At 31.2% G+C, this 12,742-nt stretch carries 13 protein-coding genes and 1 other RNA gene; 7 read left to right on the top strand and 7 right to left on the bottom strand.

The window, feature by feature from the left end; genetic code table 11:
* Window positions 1-22: 22 nt before the first annotated feature.
* The gene (locus V7P59_RS08835; RefSeq protein WP_333809804.1) at window positions 23-1,447 is read right to left on the bottom strand and encodes an ATP-dependent DNA helicase; all 1,425 of its coding nucleotides are present in this window, start codon (window positions 1,445-1,447) and stop codon (window positions 23-25) included.
* A gap of 122 nt (window positions 1,448-1,569) precedes the next feature.
* Between V7P59_RS08835 and V7P59_RS08830 the strand changes: the two genes are divergently transcribed.
* From V7P59_RS08830 to rsmD, 3 genes are read left to right on the top strand one after another with little or no spacing between them, the layout of a single operon-like run.
* On the top strand, window positions 1,570-2,331 hold the full coding sequence (locus tag V7P59_RS08830) for a hypothetical protein (RefSeq protein ID WP_333809803.1): 762 nt from the start codon (window positions 1,570-1,572) through the stop codon (window positions 2,329-2,331).
* Window positions 2,315-3,127 (top strand): DUF3822 family protein, encoded by an 813-nt coding sequence (locus tag V7P59_RS08825; RefSeq protein WP_333809802.1) that lies wholly within the window; start codon window positions 2,315-2,317, stop codon window positions 3,125-3,127. Before V7P59_RS08830 ends, V7P59_RS08825 begins: the two co-directional genes overlap by 17 nt.
* Window positions 3,124-3,702: a 16S rRNA (guanine(966)-N(2))-methyltransferase RsmD gene (rsmD, locus tag V7P59_RS08820; RefSeq protein WP_333809801.1), complete on the top strand. Its 579-nt coding sequence runs from the start codon at window positions 3,124-3,126 to the stop codon at window positions 3,700-3,702. Before V7P59_RS08825 ends, rsmD begins: the two co-directional genes overlap by 4 nt.
* A gap of 13 nt (window positions 3,703-3,715) precedes the next feature.
* Here rsmD and rnpB read toward each other — a convergent pair.
* Window positions 3,716-4,038: RNase P RNA component class A (rnpB, locus tag V7P59_RS08815), an RNA gene on the bottom strand.
* Window positions 4,039-4,162: 124 nt separating this feature from the next.
* Between rnpB and V7P59_RS08810 the strand changes: the two genes are divergently transcribed.
* The 3 genes from V7P59_RS08810 to V7P59_RS08800 all read left to right on the top strand — a co-directional run bounded on the left by V7P59_RS08810 (window position 4,163) and on the right by V7P59_RS08800 (window position 6,342).
* The gene (locus tag V7P59_RS08810; RefSeq protein WP_333809800.1) at window positions 4,163-4,471 is read left to right on the top strand and encodes a hypothetical protein; all 309 of its coding nucleotides are present in this window, start codon (window positions 4,163-4,165) and stop codon (window positions 4,469-4,471) included.
* A gap of 108 nt (window positions 4,472-4,579) precedes the next feature.
* On the top strand, window positions 4,580-5,653 hold the full coding sequence (gene dnaX / locus V7P59_RS08805) for a DNA polymerase III subunit gamma/tau (RefSeq protein WP_194095671.1): 1,074 nt from the start codon (window positions 4,580-4,582) through the stop codon (window positions 5,651-5,653).
* Between the two features lie 119 nt (window positions 5,654-5,772).
* Entirely contained in the window at window positions 5,773-6,342 is a 570-nt protein-coding gene (locus tag V7P59_RS08800; RefSeq protein WP_333809799.1) for a DNA polymerase III subunit gamma/tau, read from the top strand.
* A 12-nt stretch (window positions 6,343-6,354) separates the two neighbouring features.
* On the opposite strand, the gene V7P59_RS08795 is transcribed toward V7P59_RS08800, so the two are convergent.
* The 5 genes from V7P59_RS08795 to V7P59_RS08775 form a co-directional block, all read right to left on the bottom strand.
* Window positions 6,355-6,561 (bottom strand): hypothetical protein, encoded by a 207-nt coding sequence (locus V7P59_RS08795; RefSeq protein ID WP_333809798.1) that lies wholly within the window; start codon window positions 6,559-6,561, stop codon window positions 6,355-6,357.
* Window positions 6,562-6,894: 333 nt separating this feature from the next.
* Entirely contained in the window at window positions 6,895-7,356 is a 462-nt protein-coding gene (tnpA, locus tag V7P59_RS08790; RefSeq protein WP_333809797.1) for an IS200/IS605 family transposase, read from the bottom strand.
* Between the two features lie 145 nt (window positions 7,357-7,501).
* Window positions 7,502-8,392, bottom strand: coding sequence for a Ppx/GppA phosphatase family protein (locus V7P59_RS08785; RefSeq protein WP_333809796.1), 891 nt, complete (start codon window positions 8,390-8,392; stop codon window positions 7,502-7,504).
* A gap of 9 nt (window positions 8,393-8,401) precedes the next feature.
* On the bottom strand, window positions 8,402-10,486 hold the full coding sequence (ppk1, locus tag V7P59_RS08780) for a polyphosphate kinase 1 (RefSeq protein ID WP_333809795.1): 2,085 nt from the start codon (window positions 10,484-10,486) through the stop codon (window positions 8,402-8,404).
* A complete protein-coding gene (locus V7P59_RS08775; protein ID WP_333809794.1) occupies window positions 10,479-10,970 on the bottom strand; it encodes a SixA phosphatase family protein in 492 nt (163 codons plus the stop codon). The genes ppk1 and V7P59_RS08775 overlap by 8 nt, the downstream gene beginning before the upstream one ends.
* Before the next feature lie 349 nt (window positions 10,971-11,319).
* Here V7P59_RS08775 and V7P59_RS08770 point away from each other — a divergent pair.
* Window positions 11,320-12,742 (top strand): SprB repeat-containing protein (locus tag V7P59_RS08770; protein ID WP_333809793.1); only part of this gene is annotated, 1,423 nt, incomplete at its 3' end.

Genomic DNA, 12,742 nt, shown 5'->3' with positions numbered 1-12,742 from the left:
ACTATGTTTGTTTACAAAAGTATTAATTTTCAAAAAACTCATCCTTAAATCCGATTAAATATAATTTTTCTTCGGCACGGGTGATGGCAGTATATAACCAACGTACATAATCGATGTCAATTCCATCTGGTAAATATGGTTGTTCTACAAAAACAGTTTTCCATTGGCCACCTTGTGATTTATGACAGGTTATGGCGTAAGAAAATTTCACCTGAAGTGCATTGAAATAAGGATTTTCTTTAACTTTTTGAAGTTTTTTATATTGTTGGCGTTCTTCTTCATAATCCAACAACACTTCTTGATACAATTTATTTGATTCTTCGTATGTCAACGAAGGCGATTCACTCATAATCGTATCTAACATAATCACAGTGTCAAACGGTATTTGATTTGGATAATCGACCATTCTGATTTTAACCGTGGCGAATTTGAATCCGTACAGTTCTTGAATTTTTCTGATTTCTAGAATTTCGACAATATCACCATTAGCAATGAAACCTGCCTCTGAATTTTCGGGTAACCAAAAATAATTGTTCTTCACAACCATTAAATAATCTCCAGTTGAAATTTCACTTTCTTTAGACAATATGGAAGCTCTAATTTGTTGGTTGTATTGATTCGCTCTTTTATTGGATCGTAAAATAAAAACCGTGTCTTCTATACTATAACTATCATACGCTTGATGAATAGCATCTTGAATATCATATCCATCTTGCAAGCGAACAATATCTTTAAAACCTTTCAATTTGAATTGGAAAGTATCCAAAAAATGCGAGTGTAATAATTCTCGTAATTGGGTTGCATTGTATAAAATTCCAGAATGTTCTGCTTGGCGCATGACTTCATCCAATTCAATGTGATGCACATTTTTTTGATAATGAAGTGAAAGCGAATCAATATCTAAGGCAGGACTCACACTCATATTAACAGGTGGTAGCTGTGCAGTATCTCCAATTAATAAAAGTTTGCAATTTTTACCTGCATCAACATAAAAAAATAAATCATCTAACAACGAACCATTTTCATACATTTTGGAATCTTGATTGGTATCTGAAATCATAGAAGATTCATCAACAATAAAAAGAGTATTTTTAAATTTATTTTGTTGTAAAGTAAAACTAACTCCACCTGCTTTGTTTTTTTTAGGAAAATAAATTCTCTTGTGTATTGTATAAGCTGGTTTTCCAGAATAATTGCTGATTACTTTTGCAGCTCTACCGGTGGGTGCAAGCAGCACTACTTTCATATTAACATCAACCAAATTATTAATTACTGTAGAAATTATTGTTGTTTTACCAGTTCCGGCATAACCTTTGAGGATAAAAATATCATCGGAAGTCGAATTCAAAATGAAATCGGCAATTTTTTGAAAAAAAATATCCTGTTTTAAAGTGGGTTGATGCGGAAAATTTCGATGTAATAAATTGTAAAACAGCTTGTAAGTCATAAAAATGGTTTAGGCCAATATTAATTTTTCAAATATACTGATGATTTTTACAAGAAATTCTTTTGTGTAGAAAAAAAAATTGTAGATTTGCGTACCTATTTAACTAAAAAAATATAAATCTAATGTTATTATTATTATTGTACGTTGTAATCACTTGCGTTGTTGCAGTGGTTTTAGTAAAACTAATAGATAAATTTTTACCAGCTAAAGCTAGAGTAGCCGTATCAGCTGCTTTATGGATTATTTGTTTTGCATTAGCATACTTAATCTATGCTTCAGTAATGAAACCAATTGAGTTTAAACAAGAAAAAGAAGCTCGCTATGAAATTGCTGTTAAAAAGATGCTTGACATTAAAAAACTACAAACAGGTTACAAATCTGTTCATGGAAAATACGCAGATACTTTTGAAGAATTAGTAAAGTTTGTAGAAACTGGTGAATTTGAAATTATTTCAAGAAGAGATACTGCTGTAATCGATCATGCTAAAAATGCTGCTTTTGGTATTAAAGTAGGTGCTGATGGTGTAGGTGGTTTCTTTAAAGACGAAGTTATCATTACTAAATTAGGTACTGTTAAAGTAAAAGATTCATTATTTAAAAATTCTGATCGTTACAAAAGATTAAATGTTGTAAAAGTTGGTAACTTTGAAGTACCAGTTCTTATGAAAACTGCTGTAGTTCCTAGAAACGATATGAATATTTCTGTTTTCCAAGCTACAATAGATAAAAATGCTTTACTAAAAGATTTAGATCAAGAATTGGTAAAACAAGAAAACAAAGTAGAATCTATTGATGAAATCAATGGTGATAAAATTATCTTAGGTTCATTAGAAGAAGTTACTCTTACAGGAAACTGGCCAAAGAAATATGGTAATAACGAATAACGACATTACTCAAAAAACATACAAAAAGTTGTCCATTCAGGTTTCCTTGAGTGGACTTTCTTTTTGTGTATTTGATTTACTTAGCAACAAGGTAGTCAATACCATGTCTATTTACTTTGAAAAAAACAAAGTTATTGAAGAACAACTTTGGAGAACTTTTGTTGACTATCCTATTCTAACAAAATCATTTGATGAAGTAATGGTAATTCATGACAATAACTTGAATACTTTTGTTCCTACTTCCTTATTTGATGTTCATTTTTTAGCAAGTTACTTGCAATACAATACCAAAGTTTTTGAAACCGATTTTTTTACACATGATGTTATTTTTCCATATGAGATGAATAACGTTTATGTGCCTTTTGTAAATATTAACAATTTCCTGTTAGATCAATACGAAACGTTTGAATATCAAAACTCAAATTCTATATTAGTAAAACAATTACTCGATTTATCAAAAAACAAAGAAGAAAAACAAGTTTTTGTTCACATACAAAAAGAGCATTTTGAAATTGTTGTGGTTAAAAATCAACAATTATTACTTTTTAATTCTTTTCAATATCATACTCCCGAAGATTTTATTTATTTCATCTTATTCACTTGTGAACAATTGCAATTAAATCCAGAGACTATTTCAGTACAACTTTTAGGAAATTGCTTAGAAGAAGATGCCTTATATAAAATTGCCTATAAATACATCAGAAATTGTACTTTGTTAGATGTTACAAACAAAGCTTCAATGTTAGATGTTTCGTCTGCCGAGTTGAGAAATCACTTTATACTTTATCATTCATGAGAATTATATCTGGAAAACACAAAGGACGTCGTTTAGTTGCTCCAAAAAATTTGCCTGTTCGTCCCACAACCGATATGTGTAAAGAATCGTTATTCAATATTTTGAATAATTACTTTAATTTTCACGGATTAAAAGTTTTGGATTTGTTTGCAGGAACAGGAAACATAAGCTACGAATTTGCATCTCGAGGCGCTGGTCCTATTACCAGTGTTGATGGTGATATGGGTTGCGTAAATTTCATAAAAAAAACTTCTACCGAACTAGATTTAGATATTAGTGTAATCAAAAGCGATGTTTTCAAGTTTTTAGAAAAAAGTAAAGCTAACTATGATATTATTTTCGCTGATCCACCCTATGATTTGAGTCAAGAGAATTTTGAAAAAATTATTCAACTTATCTTTGAAAACGAACTTTTGGATGAAGAAGGAATGTTAATTGTAGAGCATTCAAAACATACCAAATTAGATCATTTAACGAATTTTTCATTTTCTAAAAGCTATGGAGGTTCAGTATTTTCATTTTATGAATTTGAAAGTGAAGATGAAGAAGAATTTGAAAATGAAGATGAAGGATAAAATCGTCACAAAATAAAAAAGCAGACCTATAAGCCGGATTCTGTCTCCAATGAATGGAGCCTTATCATTTATCTAGATTATGTATTACTACATAACTCAAGCTGCCTACCCTTCAACATCGGACGAGTAGCCCTTATTCTGATTGCTCAGAAACTGCTGATATACTTGGCATTTCACCGCATAGAGTTTACCTGGTTTCACTACAGCATTACCTGTACATACTTTCTGTTGCACTTGTCCTCACCTTTCGGTGGATGGGCGTTACCCACTATGCTACTCTGTGGTGTCCGGACTTTCCTCTCCCGATAAATCGGGAACGATAAGGCGGTCTGCGGTGCAAACTTACAATAAATAAAGTTCTTTAAAGAAATTTTAATATATAGTTTAACATAATGTTTTGTCCTAATCCGTTATTTAAGTTGTAAATTTATAGGTCGCAAATCTTTTAAAATATACAACTATGTCAGGTATTTATCATTATGCTTCAGTTTCAGAAGCATTAACAAAACTAAGAGAGAAAGGTTTTACCTTCGATTTTAATTTGAATAGAGAAGATCTTATTGTTCATCCTGAAAATTATATTATCAATTATGTGTATCACTATGAAGGAAACTCAAATCCTGATGATGAAGCAACCGTTTACGGAATAGTTTCAAAATTTGGTTTAAAAGGAGTTTTTGTAACGGGTACATCAGCTAATTCTTTTGATGAAGATGCTGAAATAATTTCTAAATTAGGAGTTAAAACAGAAAATAAATCTTCCCTTTAATTGCTATTTTTTAATTGTGAATAACTTTTAGTAACATTTCATAGATTTTAGAAACACAGATTTGACTTTTGGATATTTTCCCTCTATATTTGTATTTCAATAGAATTTATGGAACAATTTATTGTATCAGCTCGTAAATATCGTCCGCAAACATTTAAAGATGTTGTGGGCCAACAAGCTATTACTAATACTTTGTTGAATGCTATTGAAACCAACCATCTAGCACAAGCCTTATTGTTTACTGGACCACGTGGTGTGGGTAAAACAACTTGTGCCCGAATTCTAGCCCGAAAAATCAATCAGGAAGGTTATGATGATCCTTACGAAGATTTCTCTTTTAATGTTTTTGAATTAGACGCTGCTTCTAATAATGGTGTTGATGATATCAGAAGCATTATCGACCAAGTTAGAATACCACCTCAAACGGGAAAATACAAAGTTTACATCATTGACGAGGTACACATGCTGTCACAAGCTGCTTTTAATGCTTTCCTGAAAACATTAGAAGAACCTCCTAAACATGCTATTTTCATTTTAGCTACTACTGAAAAACATAAAATTATCCCAACGATTTTATCGCGTTGTCAGATTTTTGATTTCAAAAGAATTACGGTTAAAGATGCGAAAGAGCATTTAGCAGAAATCGCTAAAGAACAAGGAATTACGTTTGAAGACGACGCATTGCACATTATTGCCCAAAAAGCTGATGGTGCTATGCGTGATGCTTTATCAATTTTTGACAGAGTTGTTTCGTATTGCGGAAATAATTTAACCAGACAAGCGGTTACCGAAAACTTAAATGTTTTAGATTTTGAATATTACATCAAAATCACCGATTTAATTTTAGAAAATAAGATTCCAGATTTACTTTTAGCTTACAATGACATTTTAGCAAAAGGTTTTGATGGACATCATTTTATTGCTGGTTTGGCTTCGCATTTTAGAGATTTATTAGTTTGTAAAAATCCTGCAACCTTATCTTTATTGGAAGCTGGTGAACATGCACAAAGTTTGTATGCAGCACAATCTCACAAAGCGATGCACGATTTCTTATTAAAAGGAATTGAATTAGCTAATGAATGCGATTTGAAATATAAAGTCAGTCAAAATCAACGACTTTTAGTTGAGCTTTGTTTGATGCAATTAGCCTCTATCACTTTTGATGGAGAAAAAAAAAAGTAGCTAAATTTATCATTCCGGCTACGTATTACAAGAACAACTCCTACTCTATTTCGGAAGTTTCTTCATTAAAAACTCAAGTTCCAACTGAGGAAATTAAAACTGTTGAAAAAACAGAACCAGTGGTAAATGAGTCAATCTTATCTTCAATTCCAGAAGTTCAAAATGAAGTAATTACTCCAATTGTTCCTGAAATACCAAAACCTGTTTTAACCAATTTAAATCCGACAGGAACTAAAGTTTCGGCACTTTCATTAGCGAGTATTAAAGCTAAAAAAGAGTTAGAAGCCCAACAACAAACCGTTCAAAGACATCGCGAAGAATTGCCTTCAGAAGCCTTTAACGAAACCGATATGTTGTTGCAATGGAATAAGTTTGCCCAAAAAATGGCAGACACTGGAAAACGTTTAATGGCGACATACATGCAAATGAACGATCCAACATTAAACGGAACGAAAATTACTTTAGAACTTCCTAACCAAAGTACAAAAGAAGAGTTTTTATCTGGTTCGATTGAATTATTAGGGTATTTAAGAGGCAAATTACACAACCATGATATTACCATCGAAGTTGTAGTAAATGAAACTACCGAAAACAAATATGCGTTCACCCCTCAAGAAAAATTTGAACGTTTAAAACAAATTAATCCGGCTTTAGACTTGTTGAGAAAGACTTTTGATTTGGATGTTTAGTTAATGAATCCTTTAAGAAAGGAAATACCCAAATTCTCCTAATAAATTATGATCAACAGCATAGACTAGATACCATTTATTCTCTATCAATTTAAACTTATATTCTCCCCAAAAACCTGAATTTTCAATCCAGTACTTCTGATAAAAGGAATCATTATTTTTTTTAAATTCAATTTTAAATTCGGTTGTATCTACATCAAATATTCTTGTTTTTAACATAGTCCAATTGTTTTTCGACCATTTCATTTCCTCACCTGAATCAAATTTAGCACCATCCAAAGGAAATTTAATTCTTGATATTTGGAAAATAGAATCTTTATGGAATTTATCATAAAATCTATCAAAATCTTCAATTATATTTTTTCTTTTATTTGATTCAGAAATTCTATTAATCTAACGTTTATCACAACTATATAGAAATAAAGATGTTATTATTATAAGAAATTTGAAAAATAGTATTTTATTCATAAAAACAAATTTTATAAATCCCGTTAGGGATGAAATTTTGGTAACGTAAAGCAGACAGGGACTTATAATCCCGTAGGGATGACATTAAATCGGTTCTTTAAAAATGTAACGCTCATCATACTCCACTTCAAAAGCCTCTAAAAATTCTAAATATTCCTCTTGAAATGTTTTTATTTTATGACGTTGTTCTTGATTCTGAATATATTTAATAACATTTTCAACGTGGGATTTAGAATACGAAAAAGCTCCATAACCTTCTTGCCATTCAAATTTTACTTTCAAAAACTTTTTCTCGTTAATCCATTTGGAGGAATTGGCTTTAATGGTTTGCATCAATTCGGAAATTGACTGTGTTGGACGCATTCCTATTAAAATATGAATGTGGTCTGACATTCCGTTTATCGCTAATAATTTATGATTATTGGCTTTAATTATTCCAGAAATATATTGATACAATTCCTCTTTGAAGGACGAATGAATTAATCCGTCTCGGTATTTTACCGCAAAAACAAATTGAATATGAATCTGTGTATATGTGTTTGCCATTACCGTTTTGCCATCCCGACGGGATTAATTAATTATTACAATTAAATTTTTCTACCAATATGTCGTCCCGATGGGACTCTGAATACCGACTGTTTTTTCTACCGAAATGGCGTCCCTACGAGACTAAATGAATCTGAGAATAATATCAAATCCTACCATAATACATTGCTTTCACGATACCATCGGATAATCCGATTTTTGGTACGTAAATATGACGGGCTCCACTCCATTTCATGGCATTAAGATAGATTCTTGTAGCTGGAATAATTACATCGGCGCGGTCTGGATTTAAACCAATTTCGGCTATTCTTTGTTCGTAAGTCATACTATTCAATTTTTGATATTGCGAACTCACATACACATACGAAAGCGGTTTATCTTGTTGTTTTTCGGACAATTTGAATAATTTATTAATATTTCCACCAGAACCAATTAGTGTAATATCTTCAAAAGGTTCGGTATTGGTTTTAATCCATTTTTCAATTTCTTGCCAAACAACTTCGTTTACCATATTGTTTAATAAACGAACCGTTCCATTTTTAAAAGATTTAGATGCTATGATTTTACCTTCGTAGAATAATGAAAATTCGGTGCTTCCTCCTCCAACATCAACGTATAAATATGCCTTATCAGTACTAATAAATTGTTTTAAATCGGATGCAGCAATGATAGCGGCTTCTTTTTTACCATCGATGATATCAATTTTTATATCAGCTTTCTTTTTGATGATTTCAACTACTTCTTTTCCATTATAAGCTTCACGCATGGCCGATGTAGCACAAGCTTGATATTTTTCTACTTTGTGCACTTTCATTAATAATTTAAAGGCTTTCATGGCGTCAATCATTCTATCGATGTTTTCATCCGTAATTTCGCCCACAGTAAAGGCATCTTGTCCTAAACGAATGGGAACACGAACTAATGAACTTTTATTGAATTGTGGCGTTTGACCTTCTTGCTCTACAATATTAGTAACCAATAATCGCATGGCATTGGAACCAATATCAATAGCTGCATATTTTTTAATTGTAATCATGTATTTAATTTATTGCACGTTTTCTGCAATTACATCTAATTTATTTTGGTAATAATTGTACATTTCTTGTTGGGCTCTAAAAGGTTTCTCATCTCCTTTTTTTCTGTAACGATTTAGTAAATCAGCTGAATGAATTCGGGCTTTTACATTAGCTTTCCAACCAATTTCAAATGTATCGATTAACTCTTGTTTGATTTCTGGATCATAAATTGGGCAGGTAACTTCTACTCTAGCGTCTAGATTTCGGGTCATAAAATCAGCTGAAGAAATATACACTTCAGGATTACCCGAATTTGCGAAAATATAAATTCGTGAATGTTCCAAATAATTGTCTACAATGCTAATGGCTTCAATATTTTCACTTAACCCCTTTACACCCGGAATCAAACAGCAGATTCCTCTAATAATCAATTGAATTTTAACTCCCGCTTTACTTGCTTCATATAATTTATCAGTCATTTTAAAATCTGACAAACTATTCATTTTCAACTTAATATAAGCTTCTTTTCCAGAAAGTGCATTTAAAATTTCTCTATCAATTAATTTGTTAAAACGACTTCTAGTGTAATGTGGTGATACTATTAAGTGCTTATAACGATGTACTCTGTAATTCACATCAAAGAAATCGAAAATTTTAGCCGCATCTTTTAAAATTTCTGTATTACTTGTAAATAAAGTTACATCTGTATAGACTTTTGCAGAATTTTCATTGAAGTTTCCTGTTGAAATAAAGCCATAGCGTTTTACTCTTCCTTCTTCAATACGTTCAATAACACATATTTTACTATGTACTTTTAAGCCTTTTACTCCAAAAATCAATTCGATACCTTCGGTTTGCATTTGTTCGGAATATGAAATATTACTTTCTTCATCAAAACGCGCTTGTAATTCTATTTGGACAGTTACTTTTTTTCCGTTTTTTGCAGCGTTGATTAAGGAACTTACAATTTGAGAGTTCTTAGCCAATCGGTACAATGTAATTTTAATTGACGCTACTTTTGGATCTAAAGCGGCTTCACGCAAAAATTTAATGATGTAAGAAAAAGATTGATAAGGCGCATAAAGCAAATAATCTTTCTTTTTGATTCGCTCTAAAATACTTCCTTCTAGTGATAAACCTGGAACAGGTAATGGAAGATTTTCTCTATATAATAAATCGTATCGACCTAAATTGGGGAAGTTCATATAATCTCTACGATTGTGATATCTTCCTCCTGGAATAATACTTTCAGAACTTAAAATATTCATTCGTTTTAGAAAGAAATCTAAAGTATCTTTTCCAATGGCCTGATCGTATACAAAACGAACAGGTTCTCCAACTCTTCTTTCTTTAACAGAAGAAGAAATCTTTTCAATTAAACTTTTACTTAAATCACTATCAAATTCCAGCTGAGCATCACGAGTAATTTTAATCATATGTGCCGAAATACTCTCATAATCAAATATATTAAAGATACTATTTAAGTTAAGACGGATAACATCATCTAATAGAATAATATACTGTTTTTCAGAATTTGAAGGAAGTACTACAAATCTATTTATGGTGTGCGGAATTTCGATAACGGCATAACGAATTTCTTTTTCAGCATTATCAGATTTCATGACTAACTTAATAGCTAAGTAACCAGAAGTATCTTTTAATAAAGGAAATTCTTCCAAGTCATTTAACATAATAGTTACAACAGCCGGACTTACTTTTTGAATAAAGTAATCATGAATAAAAATCTCTTGTTCTTTGGTAACTTGTTTTTCGTTGATGATATAGATATTCTCTTTTTCAAGTTTTTTTTCGATTTCACTTAAAATACGTAAACTCTCGGATTGTTGTTCAATAACAATGTCAGTAATTTCTTTAAGCAATTGTTCGGCTGGTAAACCTAAAATTTTTTCGGTTTCCAAATTTTCATGACTTAATCTTCGAATAGCAGCATATCGAACCCTAAAAAATTCATCAAGGTTATTGGAAAAAATCCCAAGAAATCGAAATCGATCTAATAAAGGTACATTCTCATCATTTGCTTCTTGAAGTACTCTTGCATTAAAGGTTAACCAACTTTTTTCTCTATCTATATAGTTATTAATAGTATTACTCATTTTTAAACTGGCTTGGAAATAATGTTGCTATAGTTTTTCCTTCAGATAAATTATTCCAATCATTAGTGTTAAATTGCAAGGCAACAACTCCAGATGTGGGAACATTTTCAATGTAAAGGTCTCCAAATTTATTAACAAATTTTGTAATAGCTTCATTATGCCCAAAAAGAATTAGACTATCATATGAATTTTCACATTTATTTATGCATTTTTCTAACTTCTTTACATCAAAAGTGTATAATTCTTCTGAAAAAAGAATCGTTTCAATAGGAATAGATAAATATTGCGAAAAGATGTAAGCGGTTTCTTGTGTACGTTTTGCTTTACTGCTCCAAACAATGTAAGATGAAGGCAAAATAGTTGAAGTCTTAGAAGCAATTAAATGTGCATCTCTAACACCACGTTGAGAAATTGATCTATCAATATCTTGTACTGGCGCATCCCAACTTGATTTTGAATGTCTAATAAGTATTAAATTTTTCATAGTTATTAGTTTAGAGATTCAAATTACTACTTTTTTTTGAATTAAAAGTTAAAGTTTTTGCCAATTTTAAGTTAGTTAATAGATTTTTTTGAACATTTTATCGAAAACAAGGGGTGAATTTTAGGTAACTATAAGTTTTTGAGTAATTTAGCATTAAGAAATTTCTACAATAGTTGCCCTAACTAGAGCTTTAATTACTTTTTACAAGTAATAGATATGTGTTAAAATATTTTTTTTTAAATCATTTTTCCAAAAATTACATTTCGTCTTTTTCCCCTCAACTATTAGTTATTCACTACTCGTTTTTGGTCTTATTTTTCAATTATTGTTAAATTAAATCAAAACGTTCATGAAAACAAAAATTACCATTTCGATATTTCTTATCTGTCTTGGGTTTAATTTTGTTCATTCACAATTTACAACTTCAAAACCCGACTTAAGATTATGTGGTTCAGCTCCTAATTATTATCTAGATTATTATAATTGTACATCAAATAATTATACATTAGATGATGTCTTTTTAAGTTTAACAGATGTTAATGGAGTTCCACTAAACAATACAACATGTACACCTGGTGTGTCTCAAACCATGTATGTGATGTTAAATTATACTTCTAATTCTAATAGCAATATTTATCATGCAAGAATGTTTGCTGACTTAGAAATTGATGGAGTTAGCACTCCACTTAATGTTAACTTAGGAACAGTTGCTCCAGGAGCTGGACAACGCCTACTCTATGGCCCATTTACATGGGTTTGTGGACAAGAAATGATTCTAAGTAGAATATTAATTGTATGGAGAACTTCTGGAAACAATACAGAATTAATTCCATACACATGTAGTACCTACAACAGATCGCAATGCGAATTTCCTCCTAGTGTAGTAATAAAAAAACCACTAGCAGTTCAATTTACATATACAGGTTGTACAACTGGAACTACAGCTTCAATCCATTTTGATTCTACAACTAATGGTGGAACTCCCCCCTACAGTTTCGCTTGGGATTTTGACTCAAATGGAACTATTGATTCCACTGAAGAAAATCCTATTTTCAACTACAATACTACCACTTCTAATACAGCGACATTAACTGTAACTGATGCCTTAGGATTAACAAATACTTTTTCTGTATTAATTAATTATCCTAGTGAAGTTATTATTAATCCGAATGTTCAAGGTTTGTCTTGTATTGCAGGTTCTACCGCTTCGATTAATTTATCAATTAGTGGTGGAACTGGACCTTACAATATTTTATGGAATACTGGAGCCACAACACCAAATATCTCTAATTTAGGAATTGGAACATACTCAGCTACAATTACAGACGCAGTTGGATGCGTAAAAAATTATTCTACAACAATATCTCCTGTGGTATGCTGTGAATTTTTAGTTACTTGTCCAACTTTTTCACCCATAACTTTACAATGTTATGATTTATTACCTCAAGCAACTTCATTAACCGAATTAGAATTTGAAGCTCTTGGAAACGGTACGGGTATAATAGGAAATAATCCTTGTGGTGTAATCCAAATAACTGCTTCAAACAGCGCTTATTTGGGATGCAATTCTCAAGTAACCCGAACATACACTATTACTGAATATTTAGACGCAAATAATAACGGAATTCGAGATGCAGGAGAGAATACAATATTAAACGTTGTAACTTGTAATCAAATTTTTAATATTAATGATACCACTAACCCAACAATCACAACTCAAGCTTCTAATTTGGAAGTGCAATGTGATGGCGCTGGAAATACCGCTGCTCTAA

This window comes from Flavobacterium sp., assembly GCF_036782315.1.
In the GTDB taxonomy this organism is placed as follows: domain Bacteria; phylum Bacteroidota; class Bacteroidia; order Flavobacteriales; family Flavobacteriaceae; genus Flavobacterium.
This window is presented reverse-complemented; position numbering and strand designations above follow the sequence as displayed.

Bases quoted from the DNA above. Each gene is read 5' to 3' on its own strand.
- V7P59_RS08835 (WP_333809804.1), bottom strand. From the start codon at position 1,447: ATGACTTACAAGCTGTTTTACAATTTATTACATCGAAATTTTCCGCAT.
- V7P59_RS08830 (WP_333809803.1), top strand. From the start codon at position 1,570: ATGTTATTATTATTATTGTACGTTGTAATCACTTGCGTTGTTGCAGTG.
- V7P59_RS08825 (WP_333809802.1), top strand. From the start codon at position 2,315: ATGGTAATAACGAATAACGACATTACTCAAAAAACATACAAAAAGTTG.
- rsmD (WP_333809801.1), top strand. From the start codon at position 3,124: ATGAGAATTATATCTGGAAAACACAAAGGACGTCGTTTAGTTGCTCCA.
- V7P59_RS08810 (WP_333809800.1), top strand. From the start codon at position 4,163: ATGTCAGGTATTTATCATTATGCTTCAGTTTCAGAAGCATTAACAAAA.
- dnaX (WP_194095671.1), top strand. From the start codon at position 4,580: ATGGAACAATTTATTGTATCAGCTCGTAAATATCGTCCGCAAACATTT.
- V7P59_RS08795 (WP_333809798.1), bottom strand. From the start codon at position 6,561: ATGTTAAAAACAAGAATATTTGATGTAGATACAACCGAATTTAAAATT.
- tnpA (WP_333809797.1), bottom strand. From the start codon at position 7,356: ATGGCAAACACATATACACAGATTCATATTCAATTTGTTTTTGCGGTA.
- V7P59_RS08785 (WP_333809796.1), bottom strand. From the start codon at position 8,392: ATGATTACAATTAAAAAATATGCAGCTATTGATATTGGTTCCAATGCC.
- ppk1 (WP_333809795.1), bottom strand. From the start codon at position 10,486: ATGAGTAATACTATTAATAACTATATAGATAGAGAAAAAAGTTGGTTA.
- V7P59_RS08775 (WP_333809794.1), bottom strand. From the start codon at position 10,970: ATGAAAAATTTAATACTTATTAGACATTCAAAATCAAGTTGGGATGCG.